At 64.5% G+C, this 21239-nt stretch carries 18 protein-coding genes; 3 read left to right on the top strand and 15 right to left on the bottom strand.

The features are described from left to right. Window positions 1-162 precede the first annotated feature (162 nt). The 4 genes from LWF01_RS06865 to glgA all read right to left on the bottom strand — a co-directional run bounded on the left by LWF01_RS06865 (window position 163) and on the right by glgA (window position 4217). A complete protein-coding gene (locus LWF01_RS06865) occupies window positions 163-831 on the bottom strand; it encodes a response regulator transcription factor (protein ID WP_349640292.1) in 669 nt (222 codons plus the stop codon). Next, window positions 828-2291 (bottom strand): sensor histidine kinase, encoded by a 1464-nt coding sequence (locus tag LWF01_RS06860; protein ID WP_349640291.1) that lies wholly within the window; start codon window positions 2289-2291, stop codon window positions 828-830. The genes LWF01_RS06865 and LWF01_RS06860 overlap by 4 nt, the downstream gene beginning before the upstream one ends. Beyond that, entirely contained in the window at window positions 2257-2916 is a 660-nt protein-coding gene (locus LWF01_RS06855; RefSeq protein WP_349640290.1) for a DedA family protein, read from the bottom strand. Before LWF01_RS06855 ends, LWF01_RS06860 begins: the two co-directional genes overlap by 35 nt. Window positions 2917-3029: 113 nt before the next feature. Continuing rightward, window positions 3030-4217 (bottom strand): glycogen synthase, encoded by a 1188-nt coding sequence (gene glgA / locus LWF01_RS06850; RefSeq protein ID WP_349640289.1) that lies wholly within the window; start codon window positions 4215-4217, stop codon window positions 3030-3032. An 83-nt stretch (window positions 4218-4300) separates the two neighbouring features. Between glgA and glgC the strand changes: the two genes are divergently transcribed. Continuing rightward, on the top strand, window positions 4301-5569 hold the full coding sequence (glgC, locus tag LWF01_RS06845) for a glucose-1-phosphate adenylyltransferase (protein WP_349640288.1): 1269 nt from the start codon (window positions 4301-4303) through the stop codon (window positions 5567-5569). On the opposite strand, the gene LWF01_RS06840 is transcribed toward glgC, so the two are convergent. From LWF01_RS06840 to LWF01_RS06805, 9 genes are all read right to left on the bottom strand, one after another. Next, window positions 5566-6960: a dicarboxylate/amino acid:cation symporter gene (locus tag LWF01_RS06840; protein WP_349640287.1), complete on the bottom strand. Its 1395-nt coding sequence runs from the start codon at window positions 6958-6960 to the stop codon at window positions 5566-5568. The two genes, glgC and LWF01_RS06840, sit on opposite strands and share 4 nt — an antisense overlap. Window positions 6961-7059: 99 nt before the next feature. Continuing rightward, window positions 7060-7143: a putative leader peptide gene (locus LWF01_RS19255; RefSeq protein WP_432762015.1), complete on the bottom strand. Its 84-nt coding sequence runs from the start codon at window positions 7141-7143 to the stop codon at window positions 7060-7062. Window positions 7144-7180: 37 nt separating this feature from the next. Beyond that, complete coding sequence (locus tag LWF01_RS06835; protein ID WP_349640286.1) at window positions 7181-8086, bottom strand: LLM class flavin-dependent oxidoreductase; 906 nt, start codon at window positions 8084-8086, stop codon at window positions 7181-7183. Then, a complete protein-coding gene (locus LWF01_RS06830; protein ID WP_349640285.1) occupies window positions 8083-8976 on the bottom strand; it encodes a 5-oxoprolinase subunit C family protein in 894 nt (297 codons plus the stop codon). Before LWF01_RS06830 ends, LWF01_RS06835 begins: the two co-directional genes overlap by 4 nt. Next, window positions 8976-9605 (bottom strand): 5-oxoprolinase subunit B family protein, encoded by a 630-nt coding sequence (locus tag LWF01_RS06825; protein ID WP_349640284.1) that lies wholly within the window; start codon window positions 9603-9605, stop codon window positions 8976-8978. The genes LWF01_RS06830 and LWF01_RS06825 overlap by 1 nt, the downstream gene beginning before the upstream one ends. Continuing rightward, the gene (locus LWF01_RS06820) at window positions 9602-10366 is read right to left on the bottom strand and encodes a LamB/YcsF family protein (protein WP_349640283.1); all 765 of its coding nucleotides are present in this window, start codon (window positions 10364-10366) and stop codon (window positions 9602-9604) included. The genes LWF01_RS06825 and LWF01_RS06820 overlap by 4 nt, the downstream gene beginning before the upstream one ends. Window positions 10367-10385: 19 nt before the next feature. Further along, window positions 10386-13448 carry a bifunctional [glutamine synthetase] adenylyltransferase/[glutamine synthetase]-adenylyl-L-tyrosine phosphorylase gene (locus LWF01_RS06815; protein WP_349640282.1) on the bottom strand — a complete coding sequence of 1021 codons (3063 nt, stop codon included), beginning with the start codon at window positions 13446-13448 and terminating at the stop codon, window positions 10386-10388. Further along, window positions 13435-14772: a type I glutamate--ammonia ligase gene (gene glnA, locus LWF01_RS06810; RefSeq protein ID WP_349640281.1), complete on the bottom strand. Its 1338-nt coding sequence runs from the start codon at window positions 14770-14772 to the stop codon at window positions 13435-13437. Before glnA ends, LWF01_RS06815 begins: the two co-directional genes overlap by 14 nt. A gap of 63 nt (window positions 14773-14835) precedes the next feature. Beyond that, window positions 14836-15033, bottom strand: a complete 198-nt coding sequence (locus LWF01_RS06805) for an SPOR domain-containing protein (protein WP_349640280.1) — start codon at window positions 15031-15033, stop codon at window positions 14836-14838. 260 nt (window positions 15034-15293) lie between these two features. Between LWF01_RS06805 and ald the strand changes: the two genes are divergently transcribed. Further along, entirely contained in the window at window positions 15294-16412 is a 1119-nt protein-coding gene (gene ald, locus LWF01_RS06800; protein ID WP_349640279.1) for an alanine dehydrogenase, read from the top strand. A 290-nt stretch (window positions 16413-16702) separates the two neighbouring features. Here the strand turns inward: ald and LWF01_RS06795 are convergent, their stop codons facing one another. Together LWF01_RS06795 and LWF01_RS06790 are read right to left on the bottom strand one after the other, a co-directional pair. Next, a complete protein-coding gene (locus LWF01_RS06795) occupies window positions 16703-18619 on the bottom strand; it encodes a DUF222 domain-containing protein (RefSeq protein ID WP_349640278.1) in 1917 nt (638 codons plus the stop codon). A gap of 852 nt (window positions 18620-19471) precedes the next feature. After that, on the bottom strand, window positions 19472-20209 hold the full coding sequence (locus tag LWF01_RS06790) for a FadR/GntR family transcriptional regulator (RefSeq protein WP_349640277.1): 738 nt from the start codon (window positions 20207-20209) through the stop codon (window positions 19472-19474). A 108-nt stretch (window positions 20210-20317) separates the two neighbouring features. Here LWF01_RS06790 and map point away from each other — a divergent pair, with 108 nt between their 5' ends. Next, window positions 20318-21193, top strand: coding sequence for a type I methionyl aminopeptidase (gene map, locus LWF01_RS06785; protein ID WP_349640276.1), 876 nt, complete (start codon window positions 20318-20320; stop codon window positions 21191-21193). Window positions 21194-21239: the final 46 nt, after the last annotated feature.

Raw genomic sequence — 21239 nt, 5'->3', positions numbered from 1 at the left:
TCCTGAAGCTGGTGCCCGCGCCGGTATCGGCGCGATATAGGCGAACGACGCCGAATCACTACTAAGTCTGCGCAGCGGGAAATGAAGTGAAGATGAGACGGCGATGAGAACTTTCTCATCTGCCGTGACGGCGGGCCGGCAAATCCAGCCAGTCAGGAGCTGCTACGGGATATCGACCAGGCGATATCCGGCGCCACGCACTGTGACAAAACGTTCGGCTCCCAACTTGAGCCGCAGGTACCGCACGTAGACGTCGACCACGTTTGAACCGCCGTCGAAGTCGTAGCCCCACACCCGGCTCAGCAGCTGCTCCCGGGACAGCACCTGTCCCGGATGGCGCATAAAGGCGTCCGCCATAGTGAACTCGCGACCAGAGAGTTCAATCTCCCGGCCGGCTACTCTGGCTACCCGGGTTCGGACGTCGAGCTCCAGCCCGCCGCAGCGCAGCACATCGTCGGCGCCGGCGCCGCCCTGGTCCTTCAGCCGGAGCTTTACCCGGGCGAGCAATTCCTCGAACCTGAACGGCTTAGGAATGTAGTCGTCGGCGCCACCCTCGAGGCCGGCTACCGTGTCATCGATCGAGTCCCTTGCCGTCACCATCACCACTGGTAGCCGGGATCCCCGGGAACGGAGCTCTCTCAGCACACTGAAACCGTCCAGCCGCGGCAACCCGACATCCAAAATCATCAGGTCGAAATCGGCGCCTGACGCGTAGTCGAGCGCCGTTATCCCATCGTCGACCACAGTCGGGGTGAAGCCAGCCGCCTTGAGGCCCTTCAGCATGAACATTGAGATTCGCTGTTCGTCCTCAGCAATCAGGATTCGCTTCACGACTTCTGCTTTCCTAGCGTATGCATCGGGATCACCAGGATAAACGTCGCTCCCTGGCCCGGAACTGAGTCCAGCTCCACCGCCCCGCCGTGTGCATCGGCGATGGCGGAGACAATCGACAGGCCCAGGCCGGAACCTTCCACGCCGCGGCCAACGTCCTTCGCGCGACCGAATCGCTCGAAGATTCGTTCCCGGTCATCCGCCTCGATCCCTGGACCGGAATCACGCACCCACAGCCGCACCGTGGCCTCCGTCTCGTCCACCGCGGAGCCGAGCGCAATAGTGTCGCCCGCACCGGTGAACTTCACCGCGTTCGCTGCCAGCTGAATAAGTGCCTGGGTGAGCCGCTCCCGATCGGCAACTATTATCGCGCCGGCGCGTTGGTCGAACGTCCAGTCCCGTCGGGCGAGCAGCCGCACCCGGTCGTGGACATCGACGACGAGCTGTTCGAGGTCAACCGGGCCCGGCTTGATGAAATCGGGCCGCCGAGCCTTGGCGAGAAGCAACAGGTCGTGCACCAGCCTCTGCATCCGATCCAGCTCGTCGAGCACTAGGTGCCTGGTCTGGCGGACGTCCTCCGGGTCATCGACCGCGAGTACCTCGAGGTGGCCGCGGACAATCGTCAGCGGCGTGCGCAGCTCATGGCCCGCATCGTCAAGGAAGCGGCGTTGCTCCTTGAAACCGAGCTCGAGCCGGTCGAGCATCATGTTGAAGCGGCCGGCCAGCTGGGCCACGTCGTCGCCGCTATCCGGTACCTCGACCCGCCTGGTCAGGTCTTCGAGGCTCGCCTGCTCGGTCGCCTCGCGGAGCCGTTTGATCGGTCGGAGCAGACGGCCGATCAGCACGGCGCCGACCAGCCCGGAAAGCGCGACCGTTGCCAGCGACACCAGGGCATACGTCTGCGCGGCGCGATAGATGTTCGACCGCTGGGCACCGATCGCGTTGCCGATCACGTAGTAGCCCTGAGCCTGATCGCCTTCGACGGTGGCGGGGACAATGGCAAGCCGAACGGTCTCGCCGGCGGCCCGGGTATCCGTCGTCACGATCCGGTCGGGTGAGGCCTGGTCCAGCACCGCGCGGACGATCCGGCCATCGCCAAGGTCGATATCGTGCTGTCCGGCGGGAAGGTACCGCACCTTGCCATCGATGATCGCCACGAACGATTCGTAGCCGGCCGGGATACCACTCTGCATCGCCGTCTTCAGCAGGCTGTCGACCGTGATGTGCGGCGACACACCGGCATTGGTGACGACACCCCGCTCGGACACCCGGCGTAGTTCGTCGATTTCCTGCAGCAGGTCTGAATTCACCCGCTCGTTCAGCGCAGCGAGCTGGAGCGAGTACGACACGCTGCCCGCGATGATCAGACCGGCCGTCATGAACGCGAGCATTGCCGCGAGCATCCGGGCCCGGACCGTGCGCGACTCACTGCGTAGGCGTGAAATCGTGGCGTTCGGCACTCTTGGATTGTTCCACGGCAGCCGCCCGGCGGTCGATTGCCGACCTGCGCTGCGCCACGGCATCGATGATCAGACCAACCGTAACCGCCAGAACGATGCCGACCACGACCGCCGCGACGGTGCTGTGAGCTCCGAACCAGACATGGCCGACCAGCGCGAAGAACAGCGCCTGCGCCGTCCACAGGCCACCTGAGATCACGGTCGCAATGAAGAATCGGCGCCGCTGGTAGCCCAGTGAGCCGGCAGCCATGTTCACCGCGACACGGCCGATCGGGATGAAGCGAGCCGTCAGGATGACCGAGGTGCCGCGACGCAGCAGGGCTTTCTCCGCCGTGGCAACGGCGCGCTGCGCACGGGGGCCGGCGAAGAGCCGGAGCCGATGGAACTTGCACCGCCGGCCAATCAAGTACGCGAGGTTATCCCCCGCAACCGCGGCTGCCCACCCCAGCAGCGCGATCGGAATCAATCGCCACGGGTCGACGCCAAGGGCAACTGTCGACATGCCGATCACGAGCGACTCGCTGGGCACCGGCGGGAAGAAGCCATCGATCACCGTGCAGATGAACATCACCGGTAGTGCCCAGGGTCCGGATGCGAGCGTCTCAATTACCGCGTCGAGATTCATGCTTTCACGCTATGTGTGCGCCACGGGCTGGCACCATGAGGTACGACCCCCAACTTCTCCGGGGTCATCCCCCAGCGGAAGGCGGAGGCTATCGGCACGACAAGCCGGGCGGCTCAGCCGCGCAGCGCGGCCTCGTAGACTTTGATGGTGTCCTCGGCGATGCTGTGCCAGGAAAACTGCTGCCTGGCCCGCTCCAGTCCGGTGAGGCCCATTTTCCGGGCCCGCTCGGGATCGGCCACCATCTCGATCAGGGCGGCCGCAAGGTCGGCGACGTATTGATCCGGGTTAGTCGGGGTACCCGTGCCGTCGGTCAGCTGATCGATCGGCACGATCCGGCCGGTGACGCCGTCCTGCACCACCTCCGGAATGCCGCCGGTATTCGTGCCGACCACTGCAGCGCCGCACGCCATCGCCTCAAGATTCACGATGCCCAGCGGTTCATAGATCGATGGACAGACGAACACGGTCGCGTGGCTGAGCACCTGGCAGAGTTCGGCACGCGGCAGCACCCGATCGATCCAGACAACGCCCTCGCGTTTACGCTGCAACTCACCGACCAGTCCGCTGACCTCGGCTGCGATCTCCGGGGTGTCTGGGGCGCCCGCGCACAACACCAGCTGAACCTCGGCTGGCAGCCGGGCGGCCGCGCGCAACAGATAAGGCAGACCCTTTTGCCGGGTGATCCGGCCAACGAACACAACGCTGGGCCGGGCCGGGTCGATGCCGAGCGGCCGAATCAGCTCGGTGCCCTCGTCTCGTCGCCAGGCGTCGGTGTCGATGCCGTTGTACACCACGTGCACCTTCTCCGGATCCAGCCGCGGGTAGGCCCGCAGGATGTCCGCGCGCATCCCGTTCGAGACGGCGATCACGGCCGCCGCGCCCTCGTACGCGCTGCGTTCCGCCCAAGATGACACCGCGTATCCCCCGCCGAGCTGCTCTGCCTTCCAGGGACGCAGCGGCTCAAGGCTGTGTGCGCTCACGACATGGGGTATGTCGTGCAGCAGCCCGGCCAGATGCCCGGCCATATTGGCATACCAGGTGTGTGAGTGCACGACATCCGCACCGGCCACGTCGCCAACCATGCTCAGGTCCACACCGAGCGTTCTCACCGCGGGGTTCGCGTTCTCCAGCTGCGGAAGGTCCGGATAGGCAGTGACGTTGCTGGCGGCACGCTCGGCGCCGAAGCAGCGGACCCTTACGTCCAGGCGTGCGGCGAGCACGGCGCTCAGCTCTGCCACGTGCACGCCGGCGCCACCGTAAACCTCTGGCGGAAATTCTTTGCTTATTATGTCTACTCGCACGAGTCCTAATCTAGATCACCGCAGGACTTGTTAGGCTCATCAAGCTACGAACTGAATTGCGCTCGCGACGGAAGAGGACGGATATGGCCAAGACCAAGGTGCTCTCGATAGTGCTGGCGGGCGGAGAAGGTAAGCGTCTTTTGCCGTTGACCCTTGACCGCGCCAAGCCCGGAGTTCCGTTCGCCGGTGGCTATCGACTGATTGACTTCGTGCTGTCGAACCTGGTGAATTCCGAACTGCGGAAAATTGTCGTGCTCACTCAGTACAAGTCGCACAGCCTGGACCGGCATATCTCGGAAACCTGGCGGTTCTCGATTCAATCGGGAAGCTATATCGCCTCTGTTCCTGCGCAGCAGCGGGTCGGCAAGAGCTGGTTCCTGGGCAGCGCAGACGCGATCTACCAGAGCCTCAACCTGATCTATGACGCCAAGCCCGATGTTGTCATCGTCGCCGGTGCCGATCACGTCTATCGGATGGACTTCCAGCAGATGATCGACGAGCACGTGGCGTCCGGGATGGACGCCACAGTTGCCGCGGTCCGCCAGCCGCTTGACCTCTCCGACCAGTTCGGTGTGATCGAAACCGAAGTCGACGATCCACGACGGATCGCCGCCTTCAGGGAGAAGCCCGAGCACACCGAGGGACTCAGCGACTCGCCCGGTGAGTTCCTTGCCTCGATGGGCAACTATGTTTTCAGCGCCAAGGCTCTCGTGGACGCGGTCCGCGCCGACGCCGAGAATGAGAACAGTGCCCACGATATGGGCGGCGACATCATTCCGGAGTTCGTCCGGCAAGGCCGGGCCAACGTCTATGACTTCAGCAACAACGTGGTGCCCGGCAGCAGTGGCCGTGACGGGCAATACTGGCGTGATGTCGGGACGATCGACTCGTTCTACGACTCGCATATGGACCTGATCTCGCCGGTGCCGGCCTTCAACCTCTACAACCTGGAGTGGCCGATCTACACCCGGCAGGACGCGCTACCGCCGGCTAAGTTTGTGCACGATGACCAGCAGCGGCCGGGACGTGCGACGGACTCCATCGTCGCCCAGGGCGTGGTGATCTCCGGCGGGCACGTCGACCATTCGGTTTTAGCGCCCGCGGTGAGCGTCGAGTCGATGGCCTCGGTGACGTCTTCGGTGCTGATGGATAACGTCAGCATTGGCGAAGGCGCCCGCGTGCATCGCGCCATCCTGGACAAGAACGTCGTCGTCCCGCCGGGCGAGACTGTCGGAATCGACCATCAGCTCGATCGGGCGCGCGGCTTCACGGTGACAGACAGCGGCCTGACCGTCGTGGCCAAGAACCAGGTCGTGAATGACGACGAGGACGACGACGTCGTCCAGCTTTAGCGGCTGGGCTCCAGATCCCGCGCGCCGTCCTGCTCGGCAGCGATCGTCTCGCCCGCCTCGGGAACGAAGCCGTTATCACTGCGCACAGCGTTGTAGCGGTCGACGTCGAGAATCTTCTCCTGCTTGGCCACGAGGGTCGGGATCAGGGTCTGCCCGGCCACATTTGTCGCCGTGCGCATCATGTCCAGGATCGGATCAACCGCGAGCAGCAGGCCGACGCCGGCCAGCGGCAGACCGAGCGTCGACAGTGTCAGGGTCAGCATAACGATTGCTCCGGTCAGTCCTGCGGTCGCCGCCGAACCGATCACGGAGACGAAAGCGATCAGCAGATAGTCGCTGATCTGCAATTGAATCCCGAAGAACTGAGCGACGAAGATGGCTGCCAAGGCGGGGTAGATCGCTGCGCAGCCGTCCATTTTCGTGGTCGCGCCGAACGGCACGGCGAAGGAGGCGTATCCCTGCGGGACACCGAGGTTGCGTTCGGTCACGCGCTGGGTCATTGGCAGAGTGCCCACCGAGCTACGGGATACGAAGCCGAGCTGGATGGCCGGCCAGGCGCCACTGAACCATTTGCGCGCCGAGAGACCGTGGGCCTTGGCCAGCAGCGGGTACACCACGAACATAACGATGGCGCAGCCGATATAGACATCGACGGCGAAGACGGCCAGCGGCGACAGGGCTTCCCAGCCGTAATTCGCCACCGCGTTGCCCAGCAGGCCTACGGTTCCGATCGGCGCGAGCCGGATGACCCACCACAGCACCTTGGAGACTATGGCAAGGAGCGAGCGGTTGAAGGCGAGGAACGGCTCGGCGGGCTTGCCGACCTTCAGCGCGGCGATCCCGATCACCAGGGCAAGGACGACGAGCTGAAGCACGTTGAAGCTCAGCTCGGTGCTGGCGACAGGCGCCCCTCCTGCGGCCGGGGCTTCCAGGCTGGTGTCGGCGGAGAGTCCGAGGATATTGACCGGGAACAGACCGGTGAGGAAGTCCGACCAGCTGCCAGTGCTCTCCGGATTCTGGGCGGCGTCCTGACTGATCGTCGTATTGGCGCCCGGCTGGGTGACCAGGCCGATTGTCATTCCGATCGCCACCGCGATCAGGGCGGTTATGCAGAACCACAACAGCGTCTTGCCGGCGAGCCGTGCTGCGTTGGTGACGTTCTTCAGATTGGTGATGCTGGCAATGATCGCGGTAACGACCAGCGGGATGACGATGACCCGGAGCAGCTGGACGAACAGTTCGCCGATGGTGGCCAGCGTTGCGCCCAGCCAGTTGCTTTCCGCGCCCTCCGGCACCGGAAGTTGCTGGGCCACCAAGCCCAGTCCGATGCCTAGAACGAGGGCGATCAGGATTTGCCACCCGAAGGTGACGCGTTTCAATGCGGAGGTCACGAGAGTGAGCCTTTCTGCAGGCAGGAGAAAACTAGGAGAGAGTGGGATGATGTGAGGCCGCCGCGGTACAGGTGCGCGCGGGGCGGGGCGAAGCGGGCGCTAATTCGCGCTGGCGACGCGTGCGAGGTCGACGTGCAACCGGCGGACCAGCAACGGGTCCGCAGGGAAAAGTTCGAGATGCACGTTCAGCACAAAAGACTCAACCCCGCTGGATCGCAGATTATTCCAATTCACTTTTCTGCCTGTGCCTATCGGCCAGATCGGCGGCAATGTCGTCGAGGATCCGCTCGTCACCCGCGTAGATCCCCTCCGCTCGCGGCCAGTGACTGACGATATCGCTGAAACCGAGCTCATCCGCCCTGCCGTAGGCGTCACGGAATGCTTCGATGCTGTCCAGCGAGTATCGCGGGGCCGCGTCGAGGCTCAGGCAGCGTCTGATCGTGCCGGGGTCGCGTCCTGCGGCGTCCAGGGTGTCGTCAAGCCGCCGCCGAAGCTCCGCGACGCCATCCCACCAGCCCTCGAGTGACTCGGCCGATCTGCCGGTGGTGACCCAGCCCTGGCCGTGCCGGGCGACAAGACGGAGGCCCTTCGGCCCGTTGGCCGCAATCAGAAACGGGAGTCTTGGCCGCTGCACCGGTTCGCCGACCATTCGGGCCTCGCGAGCGGTGAACCACTGGCCCTCGAAGCTGATCGGGCCGCCCACGCCTTCGTGGCGCAGCAGGACGTCGAGCCCTTCGACGAACTCGGTGAATCGCTCGTGGCGCTCTCGTGGGGACAGATCGGGCTGGCCGAGCACATGAGCGTCGAAACCGGTTCCACCCGAACCAACACCGAGTGTGATCCTGCCTTGCGCGATATCGTCGAGAGTGGCGAGCTCCTTGGCGAAGGTCACCGGATGACGGAAGTTCGGTGAGGCCACCCAGGTGCCCAGCGAAATGGTGGACGTAACCATCGCTGCCGCCGTCAGGGTCGGCACGGTGGCATGCCACGGCTCACCGGCCAGCGACCGCCAGGAGAGGTGATCGTAGGTCCAGGCGTGGTCGAACCCGAGGCTTTCGGCCCGTTGCCACTTCTTTGCCGCGTCTGCCCACCGGTCCTGCGGCAGGATGACGATGCCGAATCTCACCAGGTCACAACTTTCTGTTCGAATCTCAAGTGCTCCCCCGGACGCAATTGCGCGGCGTCTGCGAGCGAACCGGAATCAAGCACACCGATGACGGGATAGCCGCCGGTTACCGGATGATCTGCCAGGAACGCGATCGGCTTCCCGTCGGCCGGTACCTGGATCGCTCCGGCCAGCACGCCCTCGCTCGGAAGTTCCATCGCTATCGTACGCGTCAGCGGCTCTTTGCCATCCAGCCGGATCGCGACCCGGTTGGACTGCGTTGTCACGGTCCAGCGCTGGGAGAACAACAACCGGATCGACTCGGCGAGGAACCAGTCGTCGCGCGGTCCCAGGATTACCGACAGCAGCAGGTCGGCGGTGCCCCGGCCGAGCTGAGCCGGCCAGTGCGCCAGATCCACAACCGGCCAGCCGGCGAACGAACCGGCCAGCTCGAAGTCCTGGCCGGCAGTGACGGCGCGCGGCCCAAGGCCGGACAATGTGTCGGTACTCGAGCTCCCAAGCACCGGTTCGGACCGCAGCCCGCCGCGAACCGCGATGTAGTTCCGGAGTCCGGCGGACGGCGTTCCGGCGCGCAGTTCATCCCCCGGGCGAAGGGTGAGAACGCTGTGGGTGGCCGCGCCGACCCGTCTCTGTCCCCGGAGCACTGTCAGTTCGACCAGCGCTCCGGTGACGGCGATCGTCAGGGTGACATTTGCCCGAAGCCGAAAGCCGCCGAAGGTCGCCTCAAGCTGGGTGGCGTCCCCCGGATTGCCGACCAGCCGGTTCGCCAATGCGGCGCTTCTGCGGTCGGCGGGGCCGGATGGTCCGACGCCATAGCGCGCATAGCCGCTTCGGCCGGCGTCCTGAGTGGTCATCAGGGTGCCCGGAGCGAGCACTGTCAGAGCCGGCATCAGCCAGCCTGCGCAATCGTGAACCGCACCCGGGCGCCGGGCACCAGCAGTGCGGGCGGCTCCGCCTCAGGCGAGAACATCTGCACCGCGGTGCTGCCGATCAGTTGCCAGCCGCCGGGCGAATCCTGCGGATAGACGGCACTGAACTCGCCCGCCAGTGCCACCGAGCCGATCGGCACGACCGTGCGCGGGGTCTCGCGTCTGGGCATGGCGAGCTTCCAGTCCTCGGCGACCAGGTAGCCGAAGCCCGGCGCGAAACCGGTGAATGCGACAGTCCAGTTCGCCTCGGTGTGCGCGCGGACCACGGCTTGCGTGCTGATGCCATGGTGCCGGGCAACTTCATCCAGATCGGCGCCGGCGTATGTCACCGGGATGAGGATCTCGCTGGCTTGGGCAGCGTCCGGTTCAGCGGATTCGAGCTCTTCCAGTTGCTTTTTCAGCGACCCGGCGCTCACCACGACTGGGTCGTAGTCGATCAGAACCGTACGCGCGCCGGATACCAGCTGGCGGATACCGGGAAGGGCAGACGCATCCAACGCTGCGTAATAGCCCAGCGCGCTGTTCAGGTCATCGAGCTCAACCAGAATTCCGTGCTCGCCGTAGCGCAAGATCCGCCGGCTCGCGGTCATACGAACGACCGGACCCGGATGTCGCTGTCGTCCAGTCGTGACCTGACGGCGGCGGCGATCAGCGCGGCATCGGCGGTGTCGGAATGCAGACAGATCGAGTCCGGGCGGACGCTGACTGTCTCCCCGGTGATCGCCACCACCTCGCCCGCCGTGACGATCCGCAGCACCCGTTCGGCCACGGCATGTGGATCGAAGAGCACCGATTCCGGCTCGCGCCTTGACACCAGCGTTCCCTCCGCCGTGTAGGCGCGGTCGGCGAACGCCTCGGCGACCGTGCGTAGTCCCTGCTCGGCCGCGATCCGCAGCAATGCCGAATCCGGCAGGCCGAGCACGGGCAGAGACGCATCGTATTTCGTGATTGCCGTGACGATGGCCGCTGCCTGCGATTCATGCGTGACCACCGCGTTGTACAGGGCGCCGTGTGGTTTCAGGTAGCGCACCTTACTCCCGGCAACCCGGGCAAGACCGTCGAGGGCCGACAGCTGATAGAGCACATCCGCCGTGAGTTCATCGGGGTCCACATCCATGAATCGGCGCCCGAAGCCGGCCAGATCGCGATACCCTACCTGCGCCCCGATCACCACGCCGTTCGCCGCCGCGGACCGGCAGGTCGAGAGCAGAACGGAGGGATCGCCGGCGTGGAAACCGCAGGCGACATTCGCACTGGAGACAATCCTGAGCAGTGCGGCATCGTCGCCAAGCTGCCAGCGACCGAAGCTTTCGCCCATGTCGGCGTTGAGGTCCACTATCCGACCATTCATCGAAGTTTCCTAAGCTCGTTTAAAAGAAGATCCGTTCGACCACCCGGCGCGCCTGCCTGGTGGATCTGAGGTAATCGTCCTCCAGTCGCACCGCGCTGTCGGCCGGGTAGCCAAGCAGCCTGGCTACGGCTTCCAGATCCAGCCGATCGGTCGGCAGTGACTGCGCCACCCGTCCCCGCCACAGGACGGCGGCGTTGCGCACCCGACTGGCAAATATCCAGGCCGCGGAGAGCACGTCCCGATCCGCCGGATCCAGCAGATCGTGCTCGACGGCGGCGTTCAGCGTCGCCAGCGTTTCGGTCCGGCGCATCGATACCACCGTGTGCGCGTTCCGCATCTGCAGCAGTTGGGCAACCCATTCGACATCGCTCAGTCCGCCGCGGCCAAGTTTCAGGTGCCGGTTCGGGTCTGCGCCGCGCGGCAGCCGCTCGGATTCCATCCGCGCCTTCAGACGGCGCATCTGCATTACCGCGCCCTCACTCATCGTCTCGGGGTAACGCAATGGATCGATAAGGTTGATGTACTCGGCGCCCAGGGACTCATCGCCTGCGATCGGCCGGGCGCGCAGCAGTGCCTGAGCTTCCCAGGGCTCCGACCATTGCTCGTAGTACCGGGCATATGAGGTAAGGGTCCGGACCAGGATTCCCTGCTTGCCTTCGGGGCGGAGCCCCGCGTCCAGGACGATGCCGCGTTCCTCCCGGGGTTCCTTCAGTGCCGAGGTCAATTCAGACCCGATGGCGGCGACTGCCTTGCCGACCAGGTCGGCGCCCGGTTCGGTCTCGTCGACGTCGTAGACGAACAGCACGTCTGCGTCGGAGGTGTAGCCGATTTCCCGGCCACCGAGGCTGCCCATTGCGACTATCGCGAACCGGTAGTCCGGGAGCGGGGTGCCCTTGTCCCGATAGCGGTCCTCGACGTCATCCCGGACCGCGCGCAAGGCGTGTTCGATCGAGAGTTCCGCGACGAGCGACAGTTCGCGGGCGATCTCGGTCGGGTCGGCAAGTCGCAGCACGTCCCGGATGGCGATCCGCAGCACCTCACGCGTTGAGATCGACCGGATCATGGTGATCGAGTCCTTTGTCGCGCGATGGCGCTCCCATGAGCCGCCGATTTCGGTGTCCAGCCCCTCGCGGGTTCGTGCCTGCAGCGCTGCGTCGTCGTCGAGCCAGGCGACCGCGGTGGGGCGGGTCTCGAGCAGATCGGTGACGAACCGCGAGACGCTGAGGATTCTGGTCATCCGCTGCGCCGCGACCCCGGAGTCCCGGAGCATTTTCAGGTACCAGTGGCTGGTGCCGAGTCCGTCGCTGAGCTTGCGGAACGCCAACAGCCCGGCGTCCGGATCCACCCCCTGGCTCAGCCAGTCCAGCAGCACCGGAAGCAGGTGGCGCTGGATGGCCGCTCGCCGGCTCAACCCTGAGGTCAGCGCGGTCAGGTGCCGGATCGCACCTTCCGGATCACGGTAACCAAATGCGAAGAGTCGGTCCCTGGCACCCTCGAAGCTGAGTTTCGCCTCCTCGCCGGTGAGCTTCGCCGCCATCGCCAGAACTGGCCGGTAGAAGATCTGCTCGTGCAGGGCCCGGACACTGCGGCCATGCGCCTTGCGCTGCTTTTCAAGCTGCTCGCCGGTGCGCTCACCGGAGCCGTCGGGATAGACGGCACGTGCCAGCCGGCGCAGCGCGTCCTCGTCCTTCGGGACCAGGTGGGTGCGTTGAAGCTTGCTCAGTTGCAGCCGGTGTTCCACCACCCGAAGGAATCGGTAGGCGACATCGAGTTCTGCGGTGTCGTCTCGCCCGATGTAGCCGCCCGAGCTCAGACGCTCGAGCGCCTGCCAGGTGTTGGCGACCCGAAGCTGGTCGTCGACCCGGCCGTGCACCATTTGCAGCAGCTGCGCGCTGAATTCAACGTCGCGCAGTCCGCCTGGCCCGAGCTTCAGCTGCTGGGGCAGTTCGCGGTCCGGAATGTTGTCGGTGACCCGCAGTCGCATCTTCTGCACCGATTCGACGAATCCCTTGCGGGAGCTCGCCTGCCAGACCAGCGGATTGATAGCGTCATAGTATGCGGTGCCAAGCTCACGGTCACCCGCGATCGGCCGGGCTTTCAGCAGGGCCTGAAACTCCCAGTTGTCGGCCCAGGTGTCGTAATAGTGCAGGTGCTCGTCGAGCGTTTTGACCAGCGCGCCCTTCTTTCCCTCCGGGCGCAGTGCTGCATCCACGACCCAGAGCGCCGGTTCCGCGGCGGGTTCGGCGCAGACAGATGAAAGCTTCGACGCCAGTTTGGCACCGACCTCCGACACCAGGTGCGGATCGACATCCGGACGCGCTGCCTCGGCAACGAAGATCACGTCGACGTCGCTGACGTAGTTCAGTTCGCGCCCTCCGCACTTGCCCATCCCGATCACCGCGAGGGTGACGTCTGCGGCCGCGTCGCCGACGTCCGCCCGAGCAATGGCAAGTCCGGCGTCCAGTGCCGCGCCGGCAAGGTCGGCGAGCACCCTCGCAACGTCAGGAACAATGATCGATGGATCGGGCGCTGACAGGTCGTCGGCCGCGAGCCGCATGAGCAAGGTCCGGTATTCGGCCCGCATGGCGGACTGTGCCTCGTCGGGCGCCAGGGTGGCCGTCGGCTGCAAGGCCGCAGGGTCGGCTCCGGTCGCCGAGACAAGGCGGTGGCGAATTGCGGCTGTTTCACTGTCCGCTGTCCCGAGGAAGACATGTTCCTTGGCGGACGACAATTCCCGCCAACTGGCCGGATGACGCATCAGGTGGTCCGCCATCGCGGCAGAAGCGCCGAAAATGCTGATCAGCCGGCTGCTGAGCTGGGGCTCGGAGCGCCAGGAATCCGCAAAACCCGTTGCCGCTTCCGGCGTGCGCTCAAGGGTCTCGACGAAGTTGAGCAGTCCGAGCAGCGCGCCATCCGGATTCGCGGCCGCGGCGAGCAACTTGAGCAGCTCGGGTGATTCATCACCGTCCGGCAATAGCTCGGCATGTCCGTCCAGATCCGCGAGGAACCGCTCTGCCCGCCCGGCGTCGTCGAAACCCGCCCGGATCAGCCGCGAGTAGAGGGTGGCCTCAGAGCGTGCCAAAGTGCATCTGTAGCTCGAAGGGGGTGACGTGTGACCGGTAATCGTCCCATTCCTGATGCTTGTTCCGCAGGAAGAAGTCGAATACCTGCTCGCCAAGTGCCTCGGCGACGAGATCGGAAGATTCCATGATCTCCAGCGCGTGGTGCAGGCTGGTCGGCATCGAACCGATGCCAAGGATTTTTCGTTCGGCGCGGGTCAGCGAGGCGACGTCGTCCTCGGCGCCCAGCGGCAGCTCCATCTCCTGCTCGATGCCTGCGAGCCCGGCCTGGAGCAGGACGGAATAGGCGAGGTAGGGGTTGGCGGCGGAGTCGATGGCTCGATACTCGATCCGGGACGAACTGCTCTTGCCCGAGTTGTACTGCGGGACCCGGATCAGCGCCGAGCGGTTGTTGTGTCCCCAGCAGACATAGCTCGGCGCCTCGTAGCCAGACCAGATCCGCTTGTACGAGTTCACGAACTGGTTGGTGACAGCCGCCAGTTCCGGCGTGTGTCGCAGCACGCCAGCAATGAAGTGCCGGGCGGTTTTCGACAGCTGGTACTGCGCTCCGGCCTCGAAGAAGGCGTTGTTCTCGCCCTCGAACAGCGACATGTGAGTGTGCATGCCCGAGCCCGCGTGCTGCGCAAGCGGCTTCGGCATGAAGGAGGCGTAGACGCCTTGGGCCAGCGCCACCTCCTTGATCACGGCCTTGAACGTCATCACGTTGTCGGCCATGGTCAACGCATCGGCGTAGCGCAGATCGATTTCGTTCTGGCCGGGACCTGCCTCATGGTGGGAGAACTCGACGGAGATGCCCATCGATTCCAGCATGTTCACCGCCGCGCGACGGAAGTCGTTCGCCGTGCCGCCTGGGACGTGGTCGAAGTAACCGGCGTGATCGACCGGGATGGGTTCACCGCCCTCAAGCTGAGAAGATTTGAAGAGGTAGAACTCGATTTCGGGGTGGATGTAGAAGGTAAAACCCATTTCGCCGGCTTTATCCATGGCTCGTTTGAGCACGTTCCGCGGATCACCCGCGGCTGGAGCGCCATCGGTGGTGTGCACGTCACAGAACATCCGAGCGGTGCTTTCAACCTCACCACGCCATGGCAGCAACTGAAAAGTGGAGGGGTCCGGGCGCAGCACCATGTCGGATTCATAGACCCGGGCGAAGCCTTCCATCGCCGAACCGTCGAAGCCGATGCCCTCAGAGAATGCTCCCTCGAGTTCGGCTGGGGCAATCGCCACTGACTTCAGCTGGCCCTGCACATCCGTGAACCACAGCCGGATAAACCGCACGTTTCGTTCTTCCACAGTGCGAAGAACATACTCTTGCTGCCGATCCATCGTTCCCCTTTGTCGTATTGGTTCACGGGCATTTCCGGCCCAATCACACTGTACCCGTCCGGGCTATTTCCACTTGTCGTCCTCCGCCTGCCAGGCATCGTTCCGGGCCTCGGCCTTTGCCAGCGCGCTCGCTGCTTCCGCCTCGGTTGCGTAGGGGCCCATCAGGTGGGTCCAGCTGCTCTTATGGCCCTTTTCCACCTCGCGGGTCTTCGTGTTGTACCAGTACTGCTCGTCGCCCGGAAGCCGCTGTGAATCACTCATCGTCGGATCCTCGTCTTTCGTCATCGATTGCCAAATGCTCCTACCGTCTCAGCAATCCACATCACAGCAGTCTCCGTCAAGCATGGGCTCGGCCGATACCGGCGACGAGCCCGACAATGCCCGCGACGCGCCTTGGTCACGCCGACGCGAGCGACTCATAAGGTATTGCGTTCAGACCTTTAAGGCCCTAGTGTCATCTTGTATTCAGGCTGTGCATCAAGGGCGAGCACGGTCTGCCACTCGTTACAAGGAGAAATATTGTGATAATCGGCGTCCCACGCGAAGTCAAGAACAACGAATTTCGCGTCGCCATCACCGCTGCAGGTGTGCACGAGCTGACCAGCCGCGGACACAGCGTGGTCATCGAAACGAATGCGGGATCCGGCTCGCATATTTCGGACGAGGAGTACGCCGCCGCTGGCGCAAAGATCCTTCCCAATGCCGACCAGGTGTGGGAAAGCGCCGACATGCTGCTTAAGGTCAAGGAGCCTGTGGCCAAGGAATACCACCGGCTGCGCGAAGACCAGATTCTGTTCACCTACCTTCACCTTGCGGCCGACCGGCCTCTGACCGACGAACTGCTGAAGAGCCGCACGACGTCGATTGCTTACGAGACGGTGCAGACCGCTGATCGCCGGCTGCCGCTGCTGGCTCCGATGAGCGAGGTCGCCGGCCGGCTTTCCGCTCAGGTCGGTGCCGCCTCGCTGTTGGCTCCGGCCGGTGGCCGCGGCGTGCTGCTCGGCGGCGTCCCGGGCGTGCACCGGGCGAAGGTCGTCGTGCTTGGTGCCGGTGTGGCCGGAACCAACGCTGCCAAGATCGCCCTTGGTCTCGGTGCCGAGGTCAAGATCCTCGACATCAACGTTGATCGACTGCGCTACCTCGAGGATGTCTTCCAAGGACAGCTGCAGACAGTGGCCTCGAACACGCTCGAGGTGGACAAGGCAGTTGTGGATGCCGATCTGGTTATTGGCTCGGTGCTGATTCCGGGTGCCAAGGCGCCGAAGCTGGTCACGAACGAGCTGGTGAGCCGGATGAAGCCGGGCAGCGTGCTGGTGGACATCGCTATCGACCAGGGTGGTTGCTTTGAGGATTCCCGTCCGACCACCCACCAGGATCCGACCTACACGGTGCACAACTCGACTTTCTACTGTGTGGCGAACATGCCAGGCGCCGTGCCGAACACCTCAACCTATGCGCTGACGAACGTCACGCTGCCCTACGTTGCCGCGCTCGCCGATCGCGGTCTGCAGGCTGCGCTTGCGGCCGATCCGGCACTCCGCCAGGGCCTGCACACGCACGCCGGGTCGCTGACCTACAAGTCGGTTGCCGACGCACACGGCATCCCTGCGGTAACGCCCGAGCAGGCACTCGCGCTCTAAGCTGATCCCGAGTCTGATGGTTTAGCTGGGCCTCCGTCTGGTGGTCTAGCTGGGCCGGGGATCTGGCAGCTCGTACGTCCGACGGCTTCTTGCGGTCGTTGCAACACCCAGAACTTCAGGGAGTTGCAACGGCCGCATCGCATTCTGTGGAGGATCCGCAGGCTGACTCGCGGCCGACCACCGGCAGAACGTAAGGTCCTGAGGATCAGGACAGGTTTCTTGCAGTCCTTAACCGTGTCGGTACCGTCAGGCTGCTGCGTGTCCGACCGGTGGCTCATTCCAGTGGCAGTTCAGCTGCCTCGTTCCCCCGACAGTTCGGCTGGTGGGGCTGGGCCCTCGCTCCGGCGATGGGTACGTCCGATACGTTTACCGCTCTGGCATGCTCGCCGGTCGCCGGCACGTAAATCGCCCGTAGCAGTGCTGTCTGCTCTGCCATCACCGGTACTGCCGGTACTGCTACCGACACACCCGTCGCCGGCGCTCCTGCTGTCGAAACGCCCGTCGCCAGCGGGTACTTCTCCGGTATCGCGGCTTCCCGCGCGCCCGTCATGTATACCACTGCTACCGGCACGCCCATCTTCGCAGGAATCACTACTGCCGCCGGCTCGATCATCGTCGAGTCCGGGTCCGAGTCCGAGTCCGGGTCCGGCTCTGGGTCTTGGTCTTGGTTGTCGGGGCTGTTGCCGACTGGCATGGTGTCGAAACTGGTGTTCGCCGATCAGCACACCATCGGCGCTAGTGAAACGGAAGCCACCCGGGATCGGGGTGATCACCGCCCTGGTCGCGTGGAGCAGGTGATGGTGAAAGGAACACAGCAGCAGCCCGTTATCCACACTCGTCGAACCCTGACCGGCCGCCCACTCGTTGATGTGGTGCCCGTCGGTGAACTGGGCCGGCATCCCACACGCCGGCCAGGCACACCCACCATCCCTCAAATGCAGGGCCTTACGCAGCGAACCGGCAAACGTCCGAGAATCCCGGCCAAGACTCACCGGCTGATTCTCCGCATCCAGCACAGCACGCATCACCACCGAATCACACAGTAGAACATCCAACTCCACCGGCGGCACCGGAACCCCATCCCCCAGCACCGGCACCCCACCAGCCCCGGCTAAGATACCGCCATCGGCGCCCGCCGCTGCAGCACCATCCGCTGCCTGGCCACCGGAAACTGCCAAGCTGCCAGCCGCCGCAGCGTCGTTGTCGGCATCGGTCGGGCCGGTCGTCCCGCGCATGAACGCGGAACCCCCGACTCCCGGGCCACCGGGAACTGTCGAATTACCTGCTGGCGTGTCTCCTGCCGGAGAACTGCCGCCAGCCGCGCGTTGCTCCTGCTGGTGTTTCTGCCGGTGTTTCCAGTGCTGCCACGCGGCCCACTGGCCCTGGGTCAGGGTGACCATCACATGCGGGCGGACCTGCCCACCCGGCTTAAACTCCCCAAGATTCAACAACGCCGACGCCAGAGTCTCCAAGGCATCCGCCCGCAACTGATCCGGCGACCGCCCATCGCCGGCCCCCGGCCGCGGCGACGCCGCATTCAACGCGACCGCGAGTTTCTCCCCCGCGACCGGATCCAGCAACGCCTCCAACACCACCCCGCCACACCGCTTGAACACCCGCGCATACCGACGCTCACGCACCGCATCCTGACCCCGCTGCAGCTTCGCCGCGTCCACCGCAGCCATCCGGTGTTTCAACGCTTTACCAAACACCCCGGCATCCGCACCCTTCGCGCCTCGCAGCAGTTCTGCTTGGCCCTGCGGGCTAGTCAGTGCGGCGCGTTGCGGGGCAGAGGCGTGCTCGAACTGCCGGGACACCACCCGGACATGCTCCCCACTCACCTCACCGGACTCCAACGCCTCCCCCAACGCCGGAAGCTCCGCCAAAGCACGAGACACCGCCAGATCTGCCTTCGCTTTTCCGTACCCGGACTTCGTCTGTTTCCCCAGCCACGACTCGATAGACCGCTCCCCGTCGCCCTGCCAGTCACCGGAGCGCTCCTCGGCCGCGATCAGCCGCGCCTGCACCGACTCCAACAACCCAGCCATTTCCCCGAGCACCCGCAGCGCGTCCCGCCGAGTACCCCGATCCCAAGACCCGATCACCGCGGCAGACGACAGCGACACCTCATCGGCCAACGCCCGCGCGAGGACAGCAAACGGCGACCCGCCCGCCGCCTGCCCAGCCGCCGCCTGCCCAGCCGTCACTGCCCTCACCCCCTTCCCGCCATCGAAGCCAGCCCGTAGAAACACGGTCCCTTACTTCTACTTCAAACGTATCCTTCAGCACTGACAGTGCCTCAAAACCCAGCTAATATCTTCATCAGCATGAGACCGTCGTTTTGTCTACTTGTTGTTCTATTCATAATCGTGTGCTGCGACACTGACAGTCGCCTCGAACCCTGTCGCACGGTCGGAGGACCCGCTAGCCAACAATGGGAGCGATGACAAGTAACCGCACACAGAACGGTCCACTATCTCCCGCGAACCGCACACACGGGCGCCGAACTCGTCGACATTGCGGACCGTTGCGCGACCCAAACACGCCAGCCCACCCCCGAAACCGCCAGCCCAGCGCGGCCCGAACCCACCAACCCAGCCCCGAACACGCCAGCCCAGGCCCGAGCACGAGGCCGGAATCCGATCACCAGCCCGACCCGAAACGGTCCCCTATCCTCGCAGCGGACGCTCAAAGATGCCGACCTCCTCGATATTGCGGACCGTTTCGTTCCCAAGCACGCCACCTGCGTTCGAGTAGCCCGTTTCGCGACTGAGAACGCTACTCTCGGGCCGAGCACGTTACGCCGGGGGCACAGTGAACCGACGTCGGGCGGCCCAGCTCATTAACGGGCGCAGTCCGTCAACCAGGCGTAGTGTGCCACGCCAACGCCTGGCCGCAGCGCATCAACGGGCGTCGCGTGCTACGCCAGCGCTGGCCGCAGCATCAACCAGGCCCAGTGCGTGAACCGAGCACGGCACCACACCAGCCCGCGGTACTCACACCAGCCCGCGGTACTCACACCACCCCACGCCCCTCACACCGAGACGCGTTCGAGCCAGCTAATTCCCGCTGCGGAGGGGTTCCATCGTGGTTGACCGGAAGTGCCGATCGGCGAGCCGGCCAGCCTCATCCTCGTCGCGCAATTCGATCGCGGCAACGATGGCGGCGTGCTGTTCGACGGCCTGCTGATGCAGCTGCGTCGAATAGGGGTCATGCCGAAAGCCGAGATTGATCGCCCGGTCGAGGTCGGTCGCCATCGTCAGCAGGTGCACATTGTGCGCGCCCTCGGCGAGCCTGTTGTGAAATATCCGGTCTGCGGCGCGCGCCGTGGCGGCCTCGTCTGCCTGCTCATAAGCCCCCAGCGCGTTCCGAATGCTCGCCAGATCGGACTCGGAGCGTCGCACAGCTGCTGTGCGCCCGATCTGCTGCTGGATCAAGGCGCGTGCATCGAGCAGCGACTCCCGCTCCTGCCAGAACGGCGCCAGGTCGGTGACTGCTTTGCTGAAATCGTGTGAGGTGAGCTCGATGTCGTTGACGAAGGTTCCGCCCGACTTGCCGCGTTGCCTGGTGACCACGTTCAGCTCGCTCAGCCGGTCCAGGGCAATCCGCACGCTCGACCTGCTCACGCTGAGCGCGTCTGCCAGCTCACGTTCGGCCGGCAGTCTGGTACCCGCAGGAAGGGCGCCGACCGCGATCGCGGACAGAATGTGATCGCTGATCTGTTCGGGAGCGCTCTTCTGCTGGACGACGCCGTCAAAGGCTTCCAGATCAAGCGGGCCACGGGTTGATGTCGACATAATGTCTTCAGGGTACCCATTCGACCGCGATCGCCGGTATCCACCGCGGGAGAATAGTATCCACCGTGGGAGAACGATCCGTACGTCAATCGATAGACTGTCGGCATTATGGCCTCATTGACTACTGCCCCACTGGGCAAGCTCACCCCGGGAACCATCTCCCCCACACGACAAGTACCCGCGGACATCCCACGGCCGGATTACGTGGGAAAGCCCAGCCCACCCACCTACTCCGGTGGGGACATCCAAACGCCGGAAACGATCGAGAAGATGCGAATCGCCGGAAAGATCGCCGCTCAGGCCATCGCGGCGGTCGGCGAGGCGATCAAACCCGGCGTGACCACCGACGAACTCGACCGGGTCGGTCACGAGTTCCTGCTCGACCATAAGGCGTATCCATCGACGCTCGGTTACCGGAAGTTTCCGAAATCCCTGTGTTCGAGCATCAATGAGTGCATTTGCCACGGCATTCCGGATACCACCGTGCTCGAAGATGGCGACATCATCAATATCGACATCACGGCTTTCATCAACGGCGTGCACGGCGACACCAACTACACATTTCTCGTCGGTGATGTCGACCAGGAATCGCGGATGCTTGTCGAGCGCACGCAGGAAGCACTTAACCGCGGCATCAAGGCCGTACGCCCCGGCCGCGAGGTGAACATTATCGGCAGGGTGATCGAGTCCTATGCGCGCCGCTTCGGCTACGGTGTCGTGCGCGACTTCACCGGGCACGGCGTCGGTCCCGCTTTCCACTCCGGCCTCGTAATCCCGCACTACGATTCCGCACCCGCTCACTCCGATGTGATGGCCGTGGGCATGACATTCACGATCGAACCGATGCTTACCCTAGGCACTCATGAATGGGATATGTGGCCGGACGACTGGACAGTCGTGACGAAAGACCGCAAACGGACGGCGCAGTTCGAGCACACGCTCGTTGTGACCGAAACCGGCGCAGAAGTCCTCACCCTGCCCTAAGAAGCTTTGCCTTAAGGAACTCTGCCTAAAGCAACCTGCCCTGAAG

The sequence above is a fragment of the Saxibacter everestensis genome (genome assembly GCF_025787225.1).
Lineage (GTDB): Bacteria > Actinomycetota > Actinomycetes > Actinomycetales > Brevibacteriaceae > Saxibacter > Saxibacter everestensis.
This window is presented reverse-complemented; position numbering and strand designations above follow the sequence as displayed.

Bases quoted from the DNA above. Each gene is read 5' to 3' on its own strand.
- LWF01_RS06805 (WP_349640280.1), bottom strand. From the start codon at position 15,033: ATGAGTGATTCACAGCGGCTTCCGGGCGACGAGCAGTACTGGTACAAC.
- glnA (WP_349640281.1), bottom strand. From the start codon at position 14,772: ATGGATCGGCAGCAAGAGTATGTTCTTCGCACTGTGGAAGAACGAAAC.
- LWF01_RS06830 (WP_349640285.1), bottom strand. From the start codon at position 8,976: ATGCCGGCTCTGACAGTGCTCGCTCCGGGCACCCTGATGACCACTCAG.
- map (WP_349640276.1), top strand. From the start codon at position 20,318: ATGGCCTCATTGACTACTGCCCCACTGGGCAAGCTCACCCCGGGAACC.
- LWF01_RS06820 (WP_349640283.1), bottom strand. From the start codon at position 10,366: ATGAATGGTCGGATAGTGGACCTCAACGCCGACATGGGCGAAAGCTTC.
- LWF01_RS06790 (WP_349640277.1), bottom strand. From the start codon at position 20,209: ATGTCGACATCAACCCGTGGCCCGCTTGATCTGGAAGCCTTTGACGGC.
- glgC (WP_349640288.1), top strand. From the start codon at position 4,301: ATGGCCAAGACCAAGGTGCTCTCGATAGTGCTGGCGGGCGGAGAAGGT.
- LWF01_RS06825 (WP_349640284.1), bottom strand. From the start codon at position 9,605: ATGACCGCGAGCCGGCGGATCTTGCGCTACGGCGAGCACGGAATTCTG.
- LWF01_RS06855 (WP_349640290.1), bottom strand. From the start codon at position 2,916: ATGAATCTCGACGCGGTAATTGAGACGCTCGCATCCGGACCCTGGGCA.